Origin of the sequence: Mycobacterium sp. NBC_00419 (genome assembly GCF_036023875.1) — a bacterium.
GTDB lineage: Bacteria > Actinomycetota > Actinomycetes > Mycobacteriales > Mycobacteriaceae > Mycobacterium.
The window spans coordinates 3,291,626-3,307,223 of the sequence record NZ_CP107931.1; the positions used below are offsets into that span (position 1 = coordinate 3,291,626).

Here is a 15,598-nt window from a genome sequence, read left to right on the forward strand (position 1 = left end):
CGTACGCGGTCTTCTTGAGTCGATTAACCCGGCTCATCGACTCGGCGGAACGTTCACCAACGGCGAAGTTATCCCTCGCATCGTCCGCAGTGATGCCTTCTTGACTTGCAAGTGCTCCGATTCGGATGGAACGCAGCTGTTGTGCGTAGGTGTCGTAGCGCTCTGTTGTCGCTGCCCGATTTGACGACGCTGTTTGCAACGTGATCGCGGAAGAATCGGCAGGCCACTGGTGTCCCACCATCAAGAAGAACCACGGGCTGTATGGGGCCGTCATGTGCAAATACTCTGAATTGCTGTGGTAGCCGAATCCGCTTCGCGTAAGGGCTCTTCGAGGTCGGAATTCTGCTTGTTGATCATGAATTGAATTGTTAGGACTCGGAAGGTATCGGCAAGTTTTTGCACTGACGCGGACAGGTCGGCAGGGGTTGCGGGATGCTTCTGAAGGGTCTCCATAAGATAATCCGCGCCTCCGTACATGGACAGGCGCGCGTTCGCCGCTACGGCGAGTGTTGCCGTCGGATCGGATCCACCATCTCGGCCCGTATTGATGCGCACTGCTTCGTGGACGGTGTCAAAGGCATCGCACACAGCCTTCTTCGCGTCCGCGACCTCTTGCTCGCTGTAGGTCTTCGCAGCAGGAGCTTCCGCCTTCGGTGCCGGCCGAAACCACGCGCCGATCGCCACCGCGACCGCAATCAACGCAATGACGATGGCGATGATCGTCGGCAGCCGTGACGGTCCGCCAGACGCAGGCGGCGGTCCTTGCGGAGGCCAGGGTGCAGGTGCAGCGGGCCCAGGTCCATAAGGAGCTTGCGACATGTTGGCGATCGTATCGCTTGTGTTTGCCGGAGCGCTATTCACCTTTGTCGGCAGCTCAATGCCCAAAACGCGTGTTACCGCAGATCAGCGTGGTCTTCCCGATCGGAAATTCGATCAACGGCGGACAGCCGTGCGAGCGGCTAATCGCATAGCCGCGCCCCCTCCGTTAGCTGGCCCAGACCCAACCGTGGCCCAACCTTGACTTGACCCCGCAGAAACCTCACAGGGACCATGAAGCGATGCGCCGAGTACTGCGATCGATGTGTGCTGCCTTCAGTGCGGCGCTCGTCGCCCTAGCCTCGGCACCCGTAAGCCACGCCGAAACCCCGTGGTTCCAGGCCAACGTCGGCAACGCCACCCAGGTGCTCTCCGTCGTCAGCACCGGCGGGGCCACCGCCAAGATGGACGTCTGGCAGCGCAGCGCCAACGGCTGGGCACCCGTCCTCGTCGGCGTCCCCACCCACGTCGGCGCCAACGGCATGGTCCCGCAGTCCCACGACGGCGAGATGAAAACGCCGATGGGCATCTTCACCCTCGACTTCGCCTTCGGCACCCAGCCCAGCCCGGGTGGCGGCCTGCAGTACATCCAGGTGACTCCGGACTACTGGTGGGACGGCGACATGAAGAGTCCCACCTACAACACCATGCAGGTCTGCAAGAAAGCCGACTGCACGTTCAACACCAACCCGAGCAGCGGTACCGAGAACCTCTACATCCCGCAGTACGCCCACGCCATCGTCATGGGTGTCAACAAGGCCCGTATCCCGGGCAACGGCGGTGCATTCTTCGTCCACACCACCGACGGCGGACCGACGGCGGGCTGCGTCTCCCTCGATGACGACACTCTGGTCAAGATCATCCGCTGGCTGCAGCCCGGCGCCCTGATCGCCGTCGCTAAGTAGTAGTCGCGACGGCCTTGCCGGGTGTCGCTTTGAAGTTCATGTTCTCCGTCGACTGCGTCACCTCGTAGGTGCGGTCGTAGCCGGTCTTGCTGAGCTTCCAGCCGTCGGGCGTCTTGCGATAGCGGTCGCGGTAGAACCCCGCGCCCATCAACATGAAGTTGTACTCCGGCACGATCACGCGGTCCTGCAGGTACCAGATGGCCTCGGCCTCGTCGCCGTCGACGGTGATCTCCGGGTGGGTCACCCGGTGCTCGGTCAGCACACCCGCGGGCATCGACTTGCGCATGAACTCCACCAGATCCTTGCGGTTGGTGAAGTGGTGCTCTTCGCCGAGCGACGAGCCGTAGTCGCCGATGATGTCCTCGGTGAGGGTGTCGGCGAAGTCGTCCCAGTGCTTGGTGTCCAGCGCCCGCATGTAGCGGTACTTGACCTGTTTGATCGCCTCGATTGCTTCCGCGTCAGCCATGCCGGTCATTGCAGCACAGCGATGCGGTCGCCGGAAAGGGATGTCTCATACAGACGAAGCCGGCGACCCGTGGGGGTCTGCCGGCTTCAGTCCATGAATCAGATCAGCGGTGGGTGTTCTCGTACCGCTGGGCGATGGCAACGAGCTCATCGCGCACCGTTGACGGGGGCATCGCATTGATCCGCGCGTGCAGACGGCGACGGTTGATGGCCCGCTTCATGTCACTGCGAAAACGCTCGAGCGACGACATTGTTTTCAACTCCTCTTTACGCCCCTGGGTCTACAGAAGCTTGTTTGCTGCTGACGTTCACCAAGCTGGGATCGCCAACTTGAGGAACAGCCCGATGGTCCATGTTAATTCCACGTAAATCAACTTTGGACGTGTGACTTTGCTGACATGACGGCGCTGACCAGCACCGGTGCAGTGGGCCCTGTGACGGCCGACACCCCGATTCGCGCGGGTGCGGTCAATGTTCGCTGAGCCGGTTCAGCGGTCCTGGAGGTAGCGGGTGACCATGTCGACCAGGACCTGCCGCTCGCGCTGCCACTCCAGGTGTGAGTTCACGATCATCTCGACGAGCACCATTCCGCGCAGGGCCGACCAGATCACCTCGGCCACCCCCTTGTCGTCGGAGATCAGCCTGCCGAGCTGGTTGACCGCATCGTTGATCTCCAGCAGATGGCGCTGTGCGCTCTGTCCGTGCGTGCCGCGCATGGCCCGCAGAATCTCGAACGCCGCCAACGACGTCGGGCTGCTGTAGCAGCGGAACGCGGTGTCGACGACGAGTTCGATGCGCTCACGCAGCCCCAGATCGCCCACCTCGGCGGCGGAAAGCTCCTCCACCAGCCGGGCCACCCCCTCGTCGACGACCGCCATCAGCAGGCCGTTGCGGTCGCCGAAGTGGTACTGGATGACTCCCCACGTGACGCCGGCCCGCTCGGCGACGTGCTTGGCGGTGGCGGCCTGAAAGCCCTCTTCGACCACGCAGCGCACGGTTTCGTCGATGATCAGTGCGCGGGTGTCGTCACCACGTTTGCGCGGCGCCAGCGTCTGCCGCGTGGGTGGGGTGCCGAGCGCCTTCACATCGTTGACTTTATAACATTGAGCCAACTATGTTTCGCGTGTGAGCGAATCGCACAGCCGCTATGCCCAGCTGTCCCGCGCCGAACTGGCCGTCCTGGTCCCCGAGCTCCTGCTGATCGGCCAACTGATCGACCGGTCCGGCATGGCATGGTGCATCCAGTCCTTCGGCCGCCCCGAAATGCTGCAGATCGCGATCGAGGAGTGGGCCGGTTCCAGCCCGCTCTACACGCGGCGCATGCAGAAAGCCCTCAAGTACGAGGGCACCGACATCATCACCATCTTCAAGGGTCTGCAGCTCGACATCGGCGCCCCGCCGCAGTTCATGGACTTCCGCTACACCGTCCACGACCGCTGGCACGGCGAGTTCCACCTCGACCACTGCGGCGCCCTGATGGACGTCGAACCGATGGGCCCCGACTACGTCAAGGGCATGTGCCACGACATCGAGGACCCGACCTTCGATGCCACCGCGATCGCCACCAACGCCAAGGCCCAGGTCCGTCCCATTCACCGGCCGCCGCGCACCCCGGCCGATCGCGAACCGCACTGCGCCTGGACGGTCATCATCGACGAGTCCTACCCCGAAGTCGGCAGCATCCCCGCCCTGGACATCGTGGCCGCAAGTCGCGCCGCCACATGGCAACTCGCCGACATCGATCCAAGCGACGAGGGCCACGCCGACTACTCCGGGCCGCTGTTGTCCGACGTCGACTTCACCGCCTTCTCCCATTCGGCTCTGGTGCGCATCGCCGATGAGGTGGTGCTGCAGATGCACCTGCTCAACCTGTCGTTCGGTATCGCGGTGCGCGCCCGCGCCGGGGACAACACCGACCTGGCCACCCAGATCTGCACCAAGCAGCTCATCGGCATCGCCGGGGTGGCCGCCGAACGCATCCAGCGAGCCCTCAAGCTGCCCAACGACTTCGACGGCCTGGCCACCGTGCTGGAGCTGCACCCGCTGCTGAACCCGGCAGGCTACGTCGTCGGCGAGATCGAAGGCGGCCGTGTGCACGTGCACCCCTCGCCGGCACATCAGGACGGCGCCTGGATCTCACTGAGCTCACCGGCGTCGGCCGAACCGCTGCAAGCCATCGCCACCGCGATCGACCCACACATCGCGGTGCGCATCACCGGCACCGCCGACGACTGGACAGCGGAGTTCGAAAAGTCCGACACCGCAGCCAAAGTCGCACCCGAGGTCGAGGTCACCAAGTTCAGCCTCGGTGCCACCTTCGAGTTCGAGGAGCGACGCTCCCTTCCGCTGACGGTCGTCTAGCGATGACCTACCGCGTGGTGCAATGGGGCACCGGCGCGGTGGGCGTGGAGGCGATCCGCGGCATCCTCGACCACCCTGATCTGGAACTGGCCGGCGTCAAGGTCTACACCGACCAGAAGGTCGGGCGCGACGCCGGAGACCTCGCCGGCACGGCCCCGCTGGGCATCGCTGCCGCTAAGGATGTCGACACCGCGGGCGTCGACGCGGTGCTCTACGCGCCGCGCCACCCGACGGTCGACGAGGCGGCCGCGATTCTGGCCTCCGGGACCAACCTCATCACCACCGCCTTCGCGTTCCACCCGGCCCGGATGGCCCCCGCCGACCGCGACCGGCTGCAGCAGGCCTGCGCTGCAGGCAACAGCTCGCTGCACGGCACCGGCCTCAACCCGGGCAACCTCGGCGCGATCATCCCGATCGCGCTGTCCGGGATGTCGCGCAGCATCGAGCACATCATGATTCAGGAGCGTGCCGACTGGTCGGTGTACGACAGCGTGGAGATCACCTTCGACCAGATGCGCTTCGGCAGCCCGCTCGGGGAGGTCACCGCCGAGACCGACGGCCCCAAGTTCACCAGTGAGCTTTTCCAACAACAGGTTTGGCTGCTCGGCGACGCACTGGGGCTCGGTGTCGATGACGTCAGCACCGAGCTGGAGGTAATCGCCGCCAGCGAGGACCGCGACATCTGCGGGCGCACCCTGCGCGCCGGTACCGTCGCCGGACAGCACTGGCGGTGGACCGGCACGCGAGCCGGCACCCCGGTGGTCGAAGTCGAAACCCTGTGGACTGTCGGCGAACCGCAACCGCGGCATTGGCCGGCGCCGCAGCACGGCTGGACGGTCACCATCGAAGGCACACCCTCGATGCGGGCACACCTGATGACACTGGCCAGCTTCCGCCGCGACGTCGCGCTGGCCGAACACGTCCGCTCGGCCAGCGTGGCCACCGCGATGGCCGCGGTCAACGCCATCCCCGCGGTCTGCGCGGCCCAGCCCGGTTTCGTCACCATGGCTGACCTGCCGTTGCGCCTGTTCGGCTGAGGTTTCGCTTGTCGCGAACCTGAGGCAGTCGACGCGGCAGCAAACTGGGCGCACACTGTGAGCTATGGAGAACAACGGACCGTTCGGGTTCGACCCGGACGATATCGATCGCGTCGTGCGCGAGGCGGGTGAGGGCCTGCGGGACGTCGTCGAGCGATTCGGCAAGCTTATGAACACGCCCGGTGAGGCAGCCGGCTTCGGCATGCTGTTCGACGAGTTCACGCGCCGCTCACGGCCCCGGACACAACCGGAGACCGCAGGCGAGGCCGGCGACGGGGTGTGGGCCATCTACATCGCCGACGCCGACGGCAAGGCCCACGTCGAGCAGGTTTACAAGGACGAACTCGACGCCCTGCGAGCCAACAAGCACAACACCGACCCCACCCGCAGCGTGCGATTCCTGCCCTACGGGATCGACGTGAGCGTCCTGGACGCCGGCCTGGAGAAGTCCGAGCCGACCGAAGACTAGCTACGTCATCAGGACCATCCGGTAACGGGCGCGGCCCTCGTCCATCGCCTGGTAGGCCTCCGCGGCCTGCTCCAACGACACCTCTTCGATGCGCGCCCGCACCCCGGACTGCAGGGCGAAATGCATGGTGTCCTCGATATCGGCCGCCGTGCCCGACGGGTGCCCGATCACCCTGTAATTGCCGAAGATCAGATCCCCCGGGGCGATCGGTAGCGGCTCGAACGACGCGCCGATGATCACCAGTTCACCCTGCGGAGCCAGCCCGCCGACCGTGGCGGCCATGGCCGCCGAGTTGGCCGCGGTGGCCAGCACCACCTGCGCACCGCCGAGCGCCTGCAGCGCCTGGGCGACGTCACCGGCGGTCGAATCGATGTAGTGATGCGCGCCCAGCTCTGTGGCGTCGTCGGATTTACCGGACCCGCGGGCGATCGCGATCGTCTCGAAGCCCATCGCGCGGGCCCATTGGATGCCGAGGTGGCCCAGCCCGCCGATGCCCAGCACCGCGACGCGGTCGCCGGCGACGGCATTGGTGTGCCGCAGCGCGTTGTAGGTCGTCACTCCCGCGCAGCCCATCGGGGCGGCCTCGGCGAACGAGAGGCCGTCGGGAATCCGCGCGAGTGCGGTGGCCGGCGCCGTCAGCGACTCGGCGTAACCGCCCGGATAGTGCCAGCTGGGAATCTCTCCGTTGACGCACTGCATGAACTGGCCCTTGCGACACGGCAGGCAGTGGTTGCAGTTGCCGCCGAACCAGCCGACCGCCACCCGGTCGCCGATCTCGAATCCCTCGACGCCCTCACCCAGTTCGGCGATCGTGCCGGCCGCCTCGTGCCCGGGGGTGATGGGCCAGCTCAGGTTGGGAAAGCCGCCGTTGACGAAGGCGTGGTCGGTGCCGCACACACCGCATGCATTGACGGCGATGCGGACCCGGCCGGGACCGGGAGGTGCGGTGTCGACGTCCACCAGTTCGAGGGGCGCTCCGGCTGACGTCACATGTACTGCGCGGTGGGTGGGCATGAATCCTCGATTCCGCTAGGTTCACTCGACTGAACCCAGCATATAGGGGTCTTTTATCCCTATCTACCCCGATGTCCGCGAACATACGATCCCCGCATCTGGGAGGGACACGGGATGACCGGAACACTGAGCGCAACACACCATCAGGCCGACGACAATCGCACAGCAGAAATCGACGCGATGGTCGACAGCGCCGCGCAGGCGGCACGTGAGTTTCGCAAGCTCAGCCAGGAACAGGTCGACGCCATCGTCGAGGCGATGGTCCGTGCCGGGGTGCGCGCGGCGGGGGAACTGGCCGCACTGGCTCTGGAGGAGACCGGCTTCGGCGTTTTCGAGGACAAGGTTGTCAAGAACTATGTCGCGACCGAATTCCTGCACGACTATCTGAAGGACAAGAAGTCGGTGGGGGTGGTCGACGAGGACGTCGAGCACAACATCGTCTACGTCGCCGAACCCATCGGTGTCGTGCTGGCGATCACGCCCGTCACCAACCCGACCTCGACGGTGTTGTTCAAGGCGATCGTCGCCGCCAAGACCCGCAACGCCGTGCTGTTCCGGCCCTCGCCGTATGCGGTGCGTTGCTGCGAACGGGCGGTGGCGATCCTGCGCGAGGCCGCCGAGGCCGCCGGCATGCCACCCGGTGCGCTGCAGGTGATTCCCGACGCCGCCCACGAGGTGACGCACTACCTGTTCAAACACCCACGCGTCGACTTCATCTGGGTGACCGGCGGCCCGAAGATCGTCGCCCTGGCCAATCAGGCCGGCAAGCCGGGCTTGAGTGTGGGACCGGGCAACGCCCCGATCTACATCCACAAGACCGCCGACGTCCGCGGCGCCGTCGTCGACATCCTGATCTCGAAAACCTTTGACTCGTCGGTGATTTGCCCCGCCGAGCAAACCTGCATCATCGACGACGAGATCTACGACGCGATGATCGCCGAGTTTGAGAAAATGGGCGCCCGGATGCTCAAGCCGGAGGAAGCTGCCAAGATCGCCGAGTTCGCGTTCGGCTGCGGCGACAAGGTGTCGATGGACGCCGTAGGCCAGAAGGCACCGGAGTTGGCCGCCCGCGCCGGTTTCAGTGTCCCGCCGGGTACCAAGATCCTGTTGGCTCCGCTGCCGTCGGATCTCGACGAACTGGCCGTGCACCCGCTGGTGCAGGAGAAGCTGATGCCGGTGCTCGGAGTGGTGCGGGCACCGAACTCCCAGCACGCCATCGATACCGCGGTGCTGGTGACCGAGCACGGCGGGCTGGGGCACACCTCGGCCATCTACGCCAATGACCAGGCTGTCATCGACGCCTACAGCCTGGCGGTGCGCACGGGCCGGATCCTGGTCAACGCGCCCACCGCGGTCGGGGCGCTCGGCGGTGTCTACAACAACCTGACGCCGACCTTCTCGCTGGGCTGCGGCACCTGGGGCGGATCGAGCACCACCGAGAACGTCAACTACCGGCAGCTGCTCAACATCAAGACGGTCTCGCATCGCAGAACCCCTCCGCAATGGTTCCGGGTTCCGGCCAACACCTACTTCAACGCCGGCGCGCTGGACAACCTGCGCGAGTTGGATTGCGAGACAGTCGTTATCGTCACCGACAATCAGACCGACGAGCGTGGGGTGGTGGAGTTGTTGCGCAGCAAGCTTCCCACCAAGCACGTGCACGCGTTCACCGACGTCACCCCCGAGCCCGACGAGGAGACCATTGCGCGCGGGGTGGCGCTGCTGGAGCGGGTGCAGCCCGACGTGCTGATCGCCGTCGGCGGCGGCTCGGTACTCGATGCGGGCAAGGCGATGCGACTGTTCTACGAACACCCGGAGAAGACGCTCGACGAGCTGACGATGCCGTTCCTGGATCCGCGAAAACGGGTCGCGGACTATCCGACCGACCGGCACAAGCTCCAATTGATCGCGATCCCAACGACATCGGGCACCGGCTCGGAGGTTTCCCCGGCGGCGGTGATCACGATGGGGCCGCGCAAGCAGACTCTGGTGGACTACAGCCTGGTGCCCGACGTGGCGATCGTCGACCCGGTGCTGACCTCGTCGATGCCGCCGAACTTGACCGCTGACACCGGGGTCGACGCACTGACCCACGCCCTGGAGGCGGCGGTGTCGATCTTCGCCTCGCCCTACACCGACGCGCAGTGCGCGCAGGCCGCCCGGCTGATCTTCGATGCGCTGCCGCGCGCCTACCGGGACCCCGACGATCTCGAAGCGCGCACGCAGATGTCCAACGCGGCGACGCTGGCCGGGCTGGCGTTCTCGAACGCATTCGTCGGCACCAACCACGCACTGGCTCATGCGGTGGGTGCCGCGTTCGGCATCCCGCACGGCAGGGCCAACGGCATCTTCCTGCCGTATGTGTTGCAGTACAACGCAAGTCTGCCCAGCAAGTTCATGCCGGCACCGGGATACTCGGCGTACGTCGCGCCGGAGAAGTACGCCCAGATCGGCTCACTGATCTTCGGCGGGCACACCCCCGAAGACAGCCGAGCCCGGCTGTTCGCCGGTGTGGATCAGCTACTCGACGAACTCCACATGCCGCGGTCGATGCGCGAATTCGGGGTTGGTGAAGCCGAATTCACCGAGGCGCTACCGGTACTGGCCATGACCGCCTTCGAAGACCTGAGCAACCGCACCAATCCGCGAATGCCGTTGGTCAGCGAGATCACCGAACTGCTGAAGCAGGGTTTCTACGGCAGCGACTGACTCGGCGCCGAGGCCATAGAGCTCGGTTCGTCGCGCTGCGCGTCGGCGGCCAGGCACAGCAGGCTCACCACGAACGCGGTGACGGTCGCGGCGGCTACCGCATGCGACTGGGCGCTGCCCGCAGTTCCCAGCCTGCCCAAGAACAGTGCGAAGCCGATGATCGAGGTGAGATTCAGTAGCAGACCCGCGGTCCGGAGAACCTCGCCGGCGCCGCCCCGCTCGCTATCCATGCCGTCCCTAGTACCCGACATCACTCAGACGCGGGGGTGGTGGCAGGCCACCATGTGGCTGTCGCCGTGCGCGACCAACGCGGGCTCGTCGGTGCGGCACACGTCGGTGGCCGAAATGCAGCGGGTGTGGAAACGGCAGCCCGGTGGCGGATCGATCGGGCTGGGCACGTCGCCTTCGAGCGTGATGCGTTCCCGCGCGAAGTTCTTGCGCGGGTCAGGGATCGGCACCGCCGACAGCAGGGCGTTGGTATAGGGATGCAGGGGGTTGTCATAGAGGCCGTCGGAGTCGGAGTTCTCCACGACCTTGCCCAGGTACATCACCGCGACCCGGTCAGAGACGTGGCGCACGACGCCGAGGTCGTGGGCGACGAACAGATACGACAGCCCGAACTCCTGCTGTAGATCCTCGAGCAGGTTGATGATCTGCGCCTGCACCGAGACGTCCAGCGCCGAGACCGGCTCGTCGGCGATGATCAGCTTGGGGTGCAGGGCCAGCGCGCGGGCGATGCCGATGCGCTGCCGTTGCCCGCCGGAGAACTCGTGGGGATAGCGGTTGTAATGCTCGGCCTGCAGGCCCACCCGGTCGAGCAGATCCTGCACTCGGCGCTTGAGTTCGGCGCCACTGGCCAATCCGTGTAACTCCAGCGGGTCACCGATGATCTGGCCCACCCGCTTGCGGGGATTCAGCGAGGCGAACGGATCCTGGAAGATCATCTGCATTTCGCGGCGCAGCGGCCGCAGCGCGCGCCGCGAGAGGCCCACCAACTCCTGGCCTTCGAAACGCACCGAGCCCGACGTCGGCGTCACCAGCTGCAGGATGGCCCGGCACAGGGTGGACTTGCCGCAACCGGATTCGCCGACCAGGCCCAGGGTTTCGCCCTCATGCAGGGTGAAGCTGACGCTGTCGACGGCATGCACACGGGCGACCTCGCGGTCCACCACGATGCCCGACTTGATCGGGAAGTGCACGACGAGGTCGCTGACTTCCAGCAGCGGATCGCCCTTCATCGGTTCGCCAGCTTCTGGTCGGGCGTCAACCAGCAGCGGTCCAGGTGGCCGGGGGTGCCGACGCGAGCCTCCAGAGCCGGTGGCTGCGTGCACTTCTCGAACGCATACTTGCAGCGGGCAGCGAAGCGGCAGCCCGTCGGCGGATTCAACAGCGACGGCGGCTGGCCCGGAATCTGGGGGAGCCGCTCGGGGCGGACCTCGTCGAGGCGCGCGATCGACCCCAGCAGCCCCCATGTGTAGGGGTGCTGCGGGTTGTAGAAGATCTCGTCGAGTCGGCCGTCCTCGACGATCTGCCCGCCGTACATCACCACCACCCGGTCGGCCAGTTCGGCGACGACGCCGAGATCGTGGGTGATCAGCACCACCGACAGGTTGCGCTCGGCGTTGAGGTTCTCCAGCAGCCGCAGGATCTGCGCCTGGATGGTGACGTCGAGGGCAGTGGTGGGCTCGTCGGCGATGAGCAGCTCGGCATCCAGAGCCAGTGCCATGGCGATCATCACGCGCTGGCGCATGCCGCCGGAGAATTCGTGCGGATAGTCGCGGACCCGGCGCTCCGGGTTCGGAATGCCCACCGAGCGAAGCAGTTCCACCGCTTGGGACAGTGCCTCGCTCTTGGAGACCTCACGATGCGCCCGGATCATCTCGGCGATCTGATCGCCGACCCGGTACACCGGATTCAGTGAGGTCATCGGGTCCTGGAACACCATCGCGATGTGTTCGCCGCGCACCCCGCGGAAATCTTCGTCGGAAAGCTCGATCAGGTCGCGGCCCTCGAACATCACCGACCCGGTGATCTTCGCGTTCGGGGCGCGGGTCAGGCCGATCAGCGTCTGGGCTGTCACACTCTTGCCGCTGCCGGACTCGCCGACGATCGCGACGACCTCGCCGGGGGAGACCTCGAAGGACACCCCGTCGACCGCGTGTACCACGCCGTCGTCGGTGCGGAAGCTGACCTGCAGGTCGCGAACCGTGAGGATCGGGCTCATGCCGGTGCCGCCTCACCCAGCCGGATCCGGGGATCGAGTACGGCGTAGAGGATGTCGACGATCGTGTTGAACAGCACGATGAAGAACGCCCCGAACATCGTCACCGCCATCAGCGGCGGCAGGTCCAGCTTGCCGATCGCCTGCCCGGCATAGAGCCCGACACCGTTGATGTTGAACACCGTCTCGGTCAGGATCGCCCCGCCGCCGACCACAGCACCGAAATCCAGACCGAACAGCGTGACGATTGGGATCATCGAGTTGCGCAGCACATGGCGGATGCGCACCTGGCGTTCGCTGATGCCCTTGGCCCGGGCGGTGCGCACATAGTCCTCGTTCATCGAGTCGAGCATGTTGGAGCGCAGCACCCTGCTGTAGAAGCCGACGTAGAGCACCGCGAGCGTGATCCACGGCAGGATCAGGTGATACGCCCATTGCAGCGGGTCTTCGGATAGTGGTACGTAACTGCCGGTCGGGAAGATCTGGGTCTTGAAGCTGAAGAAGTACAACAGGATTGCCGCCAACCAGAACACCGGCATCGAAATGCCGACGAGCGCCAGGATGGTCAGCGCGCGGTCGGTGAACCCGCCCGCGCGCACAGCGCTGAGGTAGCCGAACCACACCGCCAGCGCCATCCACAGCACCGCCGCGCCGATGGTCAGCGACAGCGTCGCCGGGAGTCCGTCCCAAATCTGTTCGGCCACATTCTGACTGCTGGCGTACGACGTCAGCTCGCCGGTGAAGATCTGCTTCATCATGGTCAGGTACTGCACCGGCAGCGGCTGGTCGAGGCCGAGATCGGCGCTGACCCTGGCGATCAGTGCGGGGTTGGCGTTCTTGCCGGCGATGCGCGCCGCAGGGTCGGAGTTGGGAATGACGTTGAAGATCAGGAACACGATCACCGAGATCGCGAACAGCACCGCGATCATCCCGATCAGCCTTCTGGCCGCGAATCGAAGCATGCTAGTGCTCCAACCGGATCTTGGCGCGCGGATCCAGAGCGTCTCGCAGCCCGTCACCGAATACGTTGAGCGACAGGACCGTCAGCACGATCATCAAACCCGGCACGATCGTCAGGTGCGGTGCTGTGTAGATGTTCTGGTAGCCGTCGGCGATCATCGTGCCCCACGACGCGTTGGGCGGGCGCACGCCGGCGCCCAGGAACGACAGCGCCGACTCCAGCAGCATGTTGTTGGCGATGTTGAGGGTGAAGAACACGATGATGGTCGAGATGATGTTCGGCAGCAGCTCGGAGACCATGATGCGCACCGGCCCTTTGCCCTGTGCCACAGCGGCTTCGACGAACTCTTTCTCCCGCAGCGCCAGGATCTCGCCGCGGACCGGTCTGGCCATGTACGGCACGTAGACCAGGCCGATGATCAGGATCGGAATCCACAGCGAGTCACCGGCCACCACCAGGCCACCGATCTTGAACCCGCCCAGCGCCAGTGTGGTGCCCAGCGCGATCCCCAGCAGCAGCACGGGGAATGCCCACACCACGTCGAGGATTCGCGACAGGATCGAGTCGACCCAGCCGCGGTAGTAGCCCGACAACATGCCGACGATCACCGCGAAGACCGTGGTGATGACCGCCGCCATCACCCCGATGTAGATGGAGGTGCGTCCGCCGTACATCAGCCGCACCATGACGTCGCGGCCGTTCTGGTCGGCACCGAGCAGGTAGCGCCCACGCAGCCCCGGTCCCAGTGGTGTGCCGTCCGGTGAGACGACGTAGGTCTCCTGGCCGTCGATGAGCACCTTGTCGGTGATGTGGTTCTGGTTGGGTCCGGTGTGCGCCACGTGGTCGGCCCACAGCGGGGCAGCCAGTGAGAACAACACGAGCAGGACGAACAACACCCCGAAGGCCAGCGCAACCTTGTTGCGCCGTAATCGTTCCCATGCCAGATGCCAGGGACTTCGCCCCTCGACGGTGGCCACCACCATGGCGTCGGCTACTTCAACGCGAACGAGGTGTAGTCCTGGTTGAACAGCAGATGTCGATAGGACTTGTCGAAGTTCATCCGCTCGGAGAGGAACGTCGTGTACTGCTCATTGCCGTACGGCGCCCACACCGCCTGCTCCATGTAGGCCTTGTCCAACTCGGCGTACTGCTTCTTCACGTCATCGGTGAGCTGCTTGGTCAGCAACTCGTTCTGCTTGGCGTCGAGCTCGGGGATGTTGACCCGGGAGAAGTTGTTGCTGTTGGTCGGAAGGATGTTCGCACCGTTGAGCAGCGGACGGAAGAAGTCGTCCGGGTGCGGGAAGTCCTGGAACCAGTCGGAGAACCCGGTGTCCAGATCCGGTGTCGACTCGTTGCCGATGGTCTGGAAGTAGGTGTCACCGGAGATGACTTTCAGCGTCGCGTTGAAGCCGAGCTGGGTCAGCAGGTCGTGGTAGTACTCGCCGATGCGCTTGCGGTCCGGCTCGTCGTCGGTCCACACCGTGATGTCCTTGTCGGCCGGATTGGCTTCGGCGATCAAGGCTTTGGCCTTCTCCAGGTCCGGGCCCGGGTAGAGCTTGTACTCGTCGTGGCCGGGCATGCCGGGCGGCAGGATCTGCTGGGTGGCGTGCAGGCGGCCACCGAACACCCGGTTGAGCGCTTCGGGGTCGATCGCGTAGTTGATGGCCTGGCGCACCTTGAGATCGTTGAACGGCGCCTTCTGGGTGTTCATCCAGAAGTAGTAGGTGTTGATCGAGTCCTCGAGACGGAACCGGCTGGAGTACTTCGCCTTGATCTCCGGCAGCCGGTCGGCGTCCGGCGGGTCGGTCATGTAGTCGATCTTGTTCTGCTGGATGCCGGTGACCTGCGCGGAGTTGTTCTTGTTCTGGGTGACGACGATCTTGTCAACCTGCGCATCAGCGACCTCGGAGGCGCCGGCATCCTTGACCGTCTTGAACTGCGGATTGCGTTCCAGGGTCAGGGTATTCGGCGCGTCGACCTTGGTGATGACGAACGGTCCGCTCGACGGCGGCGGGGTGTTGGTGGCGTCCTTGTCCAGCGGGGTGGTCGGCGGAACCGGGGCGGCGAACATCAGGCCGAGCAGGTTGTTGAACGTGCCGTTGGGGTTGTCCAGCGTGATGGTGATGTCACCGGTGTTGTCGTCGGTCTTGATGCCGCTGATGGTGTCGGCCTTGCCGTCGGCGAAATCTTTTGCGCCGATGATGCCTTCGTAGAACACCGAGCCGCCGGAATCGGCCTTGAAGAGCCGCTTGATCGCGTAGGTGAAGTCCGAGGCCTTGATCGGGGTGCCGTCGGAGTACTTCATGTTCGGCCGCAGGGTCAGCTTGTAGGTCTTGCCGTCAGCTGAGATCTCCGGCATGTCCTTGGCCAGGCCGGGCACCACGTCGGTGCCGGGCTCGCCCTTCTGGTGCTTGTAGGTCAGCAGCGGGGTGTAGGTGTTCCACAGCACCTCCCACCCCTCGAGGGTGTAGGACAGCTGCGGGTCGACGTAGTCGGGGAACGAGGTCATCGTGACGCTGATCTCGCCGCCTGCGGCGCCGCCACCGCTGTTCTTGCTTCCCCCGCACGCGGCGACTCCGAAGGTCGCGACAGCGGTGATGCTGACGATGGTGATGGCTTTCCGCAGCTTGCTCATACCGC

16 protein-coding genes are annotated in these 15,598 nt (G+C 65.3%); 5 read left to right on the forward strand and 11 right to left on the reverse strand.

Annotation, left to right across the window (positions count from 1 at the left end):
- Window positions 1-270: 270 nt before the first annotated feature.
- Window positions 271-819, reverse strand: a complete 549-nt coding sequence (locus OG976_RS15570) for a hypothetical protein (protein WP_328350335.1) — start codon at window positions 817-819, stop codon at window positions 271-273.
- A gap of 239 nt (window positions 820-1,058) precedes the next feature.
- Here OG976_RS15570 and OG976_RS15575 point away from each other — a divergent pair, with 239 nt between their 5' ends.
- Window positions 1,059-1,721 (forward strand): L,D-transpeptidase family protein, encoded by a 663-nt coding sequence (locus OG976_RS15575; protein ID WP_328350336.1) that lies wholly within the window; start codon window positions 1,059-1,061, stop codon window positions 1,719-1,721.
- Here OG976_RS15575 and OG976_RS15580 read toward each other — a convergent pair.
- From OG976_RS15580 to OG976_RS15590, 3 genes are all read right to left on the reverse strand, one after another.
- Entirely contained in the window at window positions 1,714-2,196 is a 483-nt protein-coding gene (locus OG976_RS15580; protein WP_328350337.1) for a nuclear transport factor 2 family protein, read from the reverse strand. The genes OG976_RS15575 and OG976_RS15580 overlap by 8 nt on opposite strands.
- Window positions 2,197-2,290: 94 nt before the next feature.
- Window positions 2,291-2,437 (reverse strand): hypothetical protein, encoded by a 147-nt coding sequence (locus OG976_RS15585; RefSeq protein ID WP_328350338.1) that lies wholly within the window; start codon window positions 2,435-2,437, stop codon window positions 2,291-2,293.
- Between the two features lie 237 nt (window positions 2,438-2,674).
- The gene (locus tag OG976_RS15590) at window positions 2,675-3,271 is read right to left on the reverse strand and encodes a TetR/AcrR family transcriptional regulator (RefSeq protein ID WP_328350339.1); all 597 of its coding nucleotides are present in this window, start codon (window positions 3,269-3,271) and stop codon (window positions 2,675-2,677) included.
- 40 nt (window positions 3,272-3,311) lie between these two features.
- Here OG976_RS15590 and OG976_RS15595 point away from each other — a divergent pair, with 40 nt between their 5' ends.
- From OG976_RS15595 to OG976_RS15605, 3 genes are all read left to right on the forward strand, one after another.
- Entirely contained in the window at window positions 3,312-4,547 is a 1,236-nt protein-coding gene (locus OG976_RS15595; RefSeq protein ID WP_328350341.1) for a hypothetical protein, read from the forward strand.
- Between the two features lie 2 nt (window positions 4,548-4,549).
- Entirely contained in the window at window positions 4,550-5,584 is a 1,035-nt protein-coding gene (locus OG976_RS15600; RefSeq protein ID WP_328350343.1) for an NAD(P)H-dependent amine dehydrogenase family protein, read from the forward strand.
- 64 nt (window positions 5,585-5,648) lie between these two features.
- Complete coding sequence (locus tag OG976_RS15605) at window positions 5,649-6,053, forward strand: hypothetical protein (protein ID WP_328350345.1); 405 nt, start codon at window positions 5,649-5,651, stop codon at window positions 6,051-6,053.
- On the opposite strand, the gene OG976_RS15610 is transcribed toward OG976_RS15605, so the two are convergent.
- Window positions 6,054-7,067, reverse strand: coding sequence for an alcohol dehydrogenase catalytic domain-containing protein (locus OG976_RS15610; RefSeq protein ID WP_328350347.1), 1,014 nt, complete (start codon window positions 7,065-7,067; stop codon window positions 6,054-6,056).
- A gap of 114 nt (window positions 7,068-7,181) precedes the next feature.
- On the opposite strand from OG976_RS15610, the gene adhE reads away from it, so the two are divergent.
- A complete protein-coding gene (gene adhE, locus OG976_RS15615; RefSeq protein ID WP_328350349.1) occupies window positions 7,182-9,776 on the forward strand; it encodes a bifunctional acetaldehyde-CoA/alcohol dehydrogenase in 2,595 nt (864 codons plus the stop codon).
- Here the strand turns inward: adhE and OG976_RS15620 are convergent.
- From OG976_RS15620 to OG976_RS15645, 6 genes are read right to left on the reverse strand one after another with little or no spacing between them, the layout of a single operon-like run.
- Window positions 9,761-10,006 (reverse strand): hypothetical protein, encoded by a 246-nt coding sequence (locus OG976_RS15620; protein ID WP_328350351.1) that lies wholly within the window; start codon window positions 10,004-10,006, stop codon window positions 9,761-9,763. The genes adhE and OG976_RS15620 overlap by 16 nt on opposite strands.
- Window positions 10,007-10,030: 24 nt before the next feature.
- Complete coding sequence (locus OG976_RS15625) at window positions 10,031-11,014, reverse strand: ABC transporter ATP-binding protein (RefSeq protein ID WP_328350353.1); 984 nt, start codon at window positions 11,012-11,014, stop codon at window positions 10,031-10,033.
- Window positions 11,011-12,000 carry an ABC transporter ATP-binding protein gene (locus OG976_RS15630; protein WP_328350355.1) on the reverse strand — a complete coding sequence of 330 codons (990 nt, stop codon included), beginning with the start codon at window positions 11,998-12,000 and terminating at the stop codon, window positions 11,011-11,013. Before OG976_RS15630 ends, OG976_RS15625 begins: the two co-directional genes overlap by 4 nt.
- Window positions 11,997-12,959 carry an ABC transporter permease gene (locus tag OG976_RS15635; protein ID WP_328350357.1) on the reverse strand — a complete coding sequence of 321 codons (963 nt, stop codon included), beginning with the start codon at window positions 12,957-12,959 and terminating at the stop codon, window positions 11,997-11,999. The genes OG976_RS15630 and OG976_RS15635 overlap by 4 nt, the downstream gene beginning before the upstream one ends.
- A gap of 1 nt (window position 12,960) precedes the next feature.
- Entirely contained in the window at window positions 12,961-13,941 is a 981-nt protein-coding gene (locus OG976_RS15640) for an ABC transporter permease (protein WP_328350359.1), read from the reverse strand.
- Window positions 13,942-13,949: 8 nt separating this feature from the next.
- Window positions 13,950-15,593 carry an ABC transporter substrate-binding protein gene (locus tag OG976_RS15645; protein ID WP_328350361.1) on the reverse strand — a complete coding sequence of 548 codons (1,644 nt, stop codon included), beginning with the start codon at window positions 15,591-15,593 and terminating at the stop codon, window positions 13,950-13,952.
- Between the last annotated feature and the right edge of the window lie 5 nt (window positions 15,594-15,598).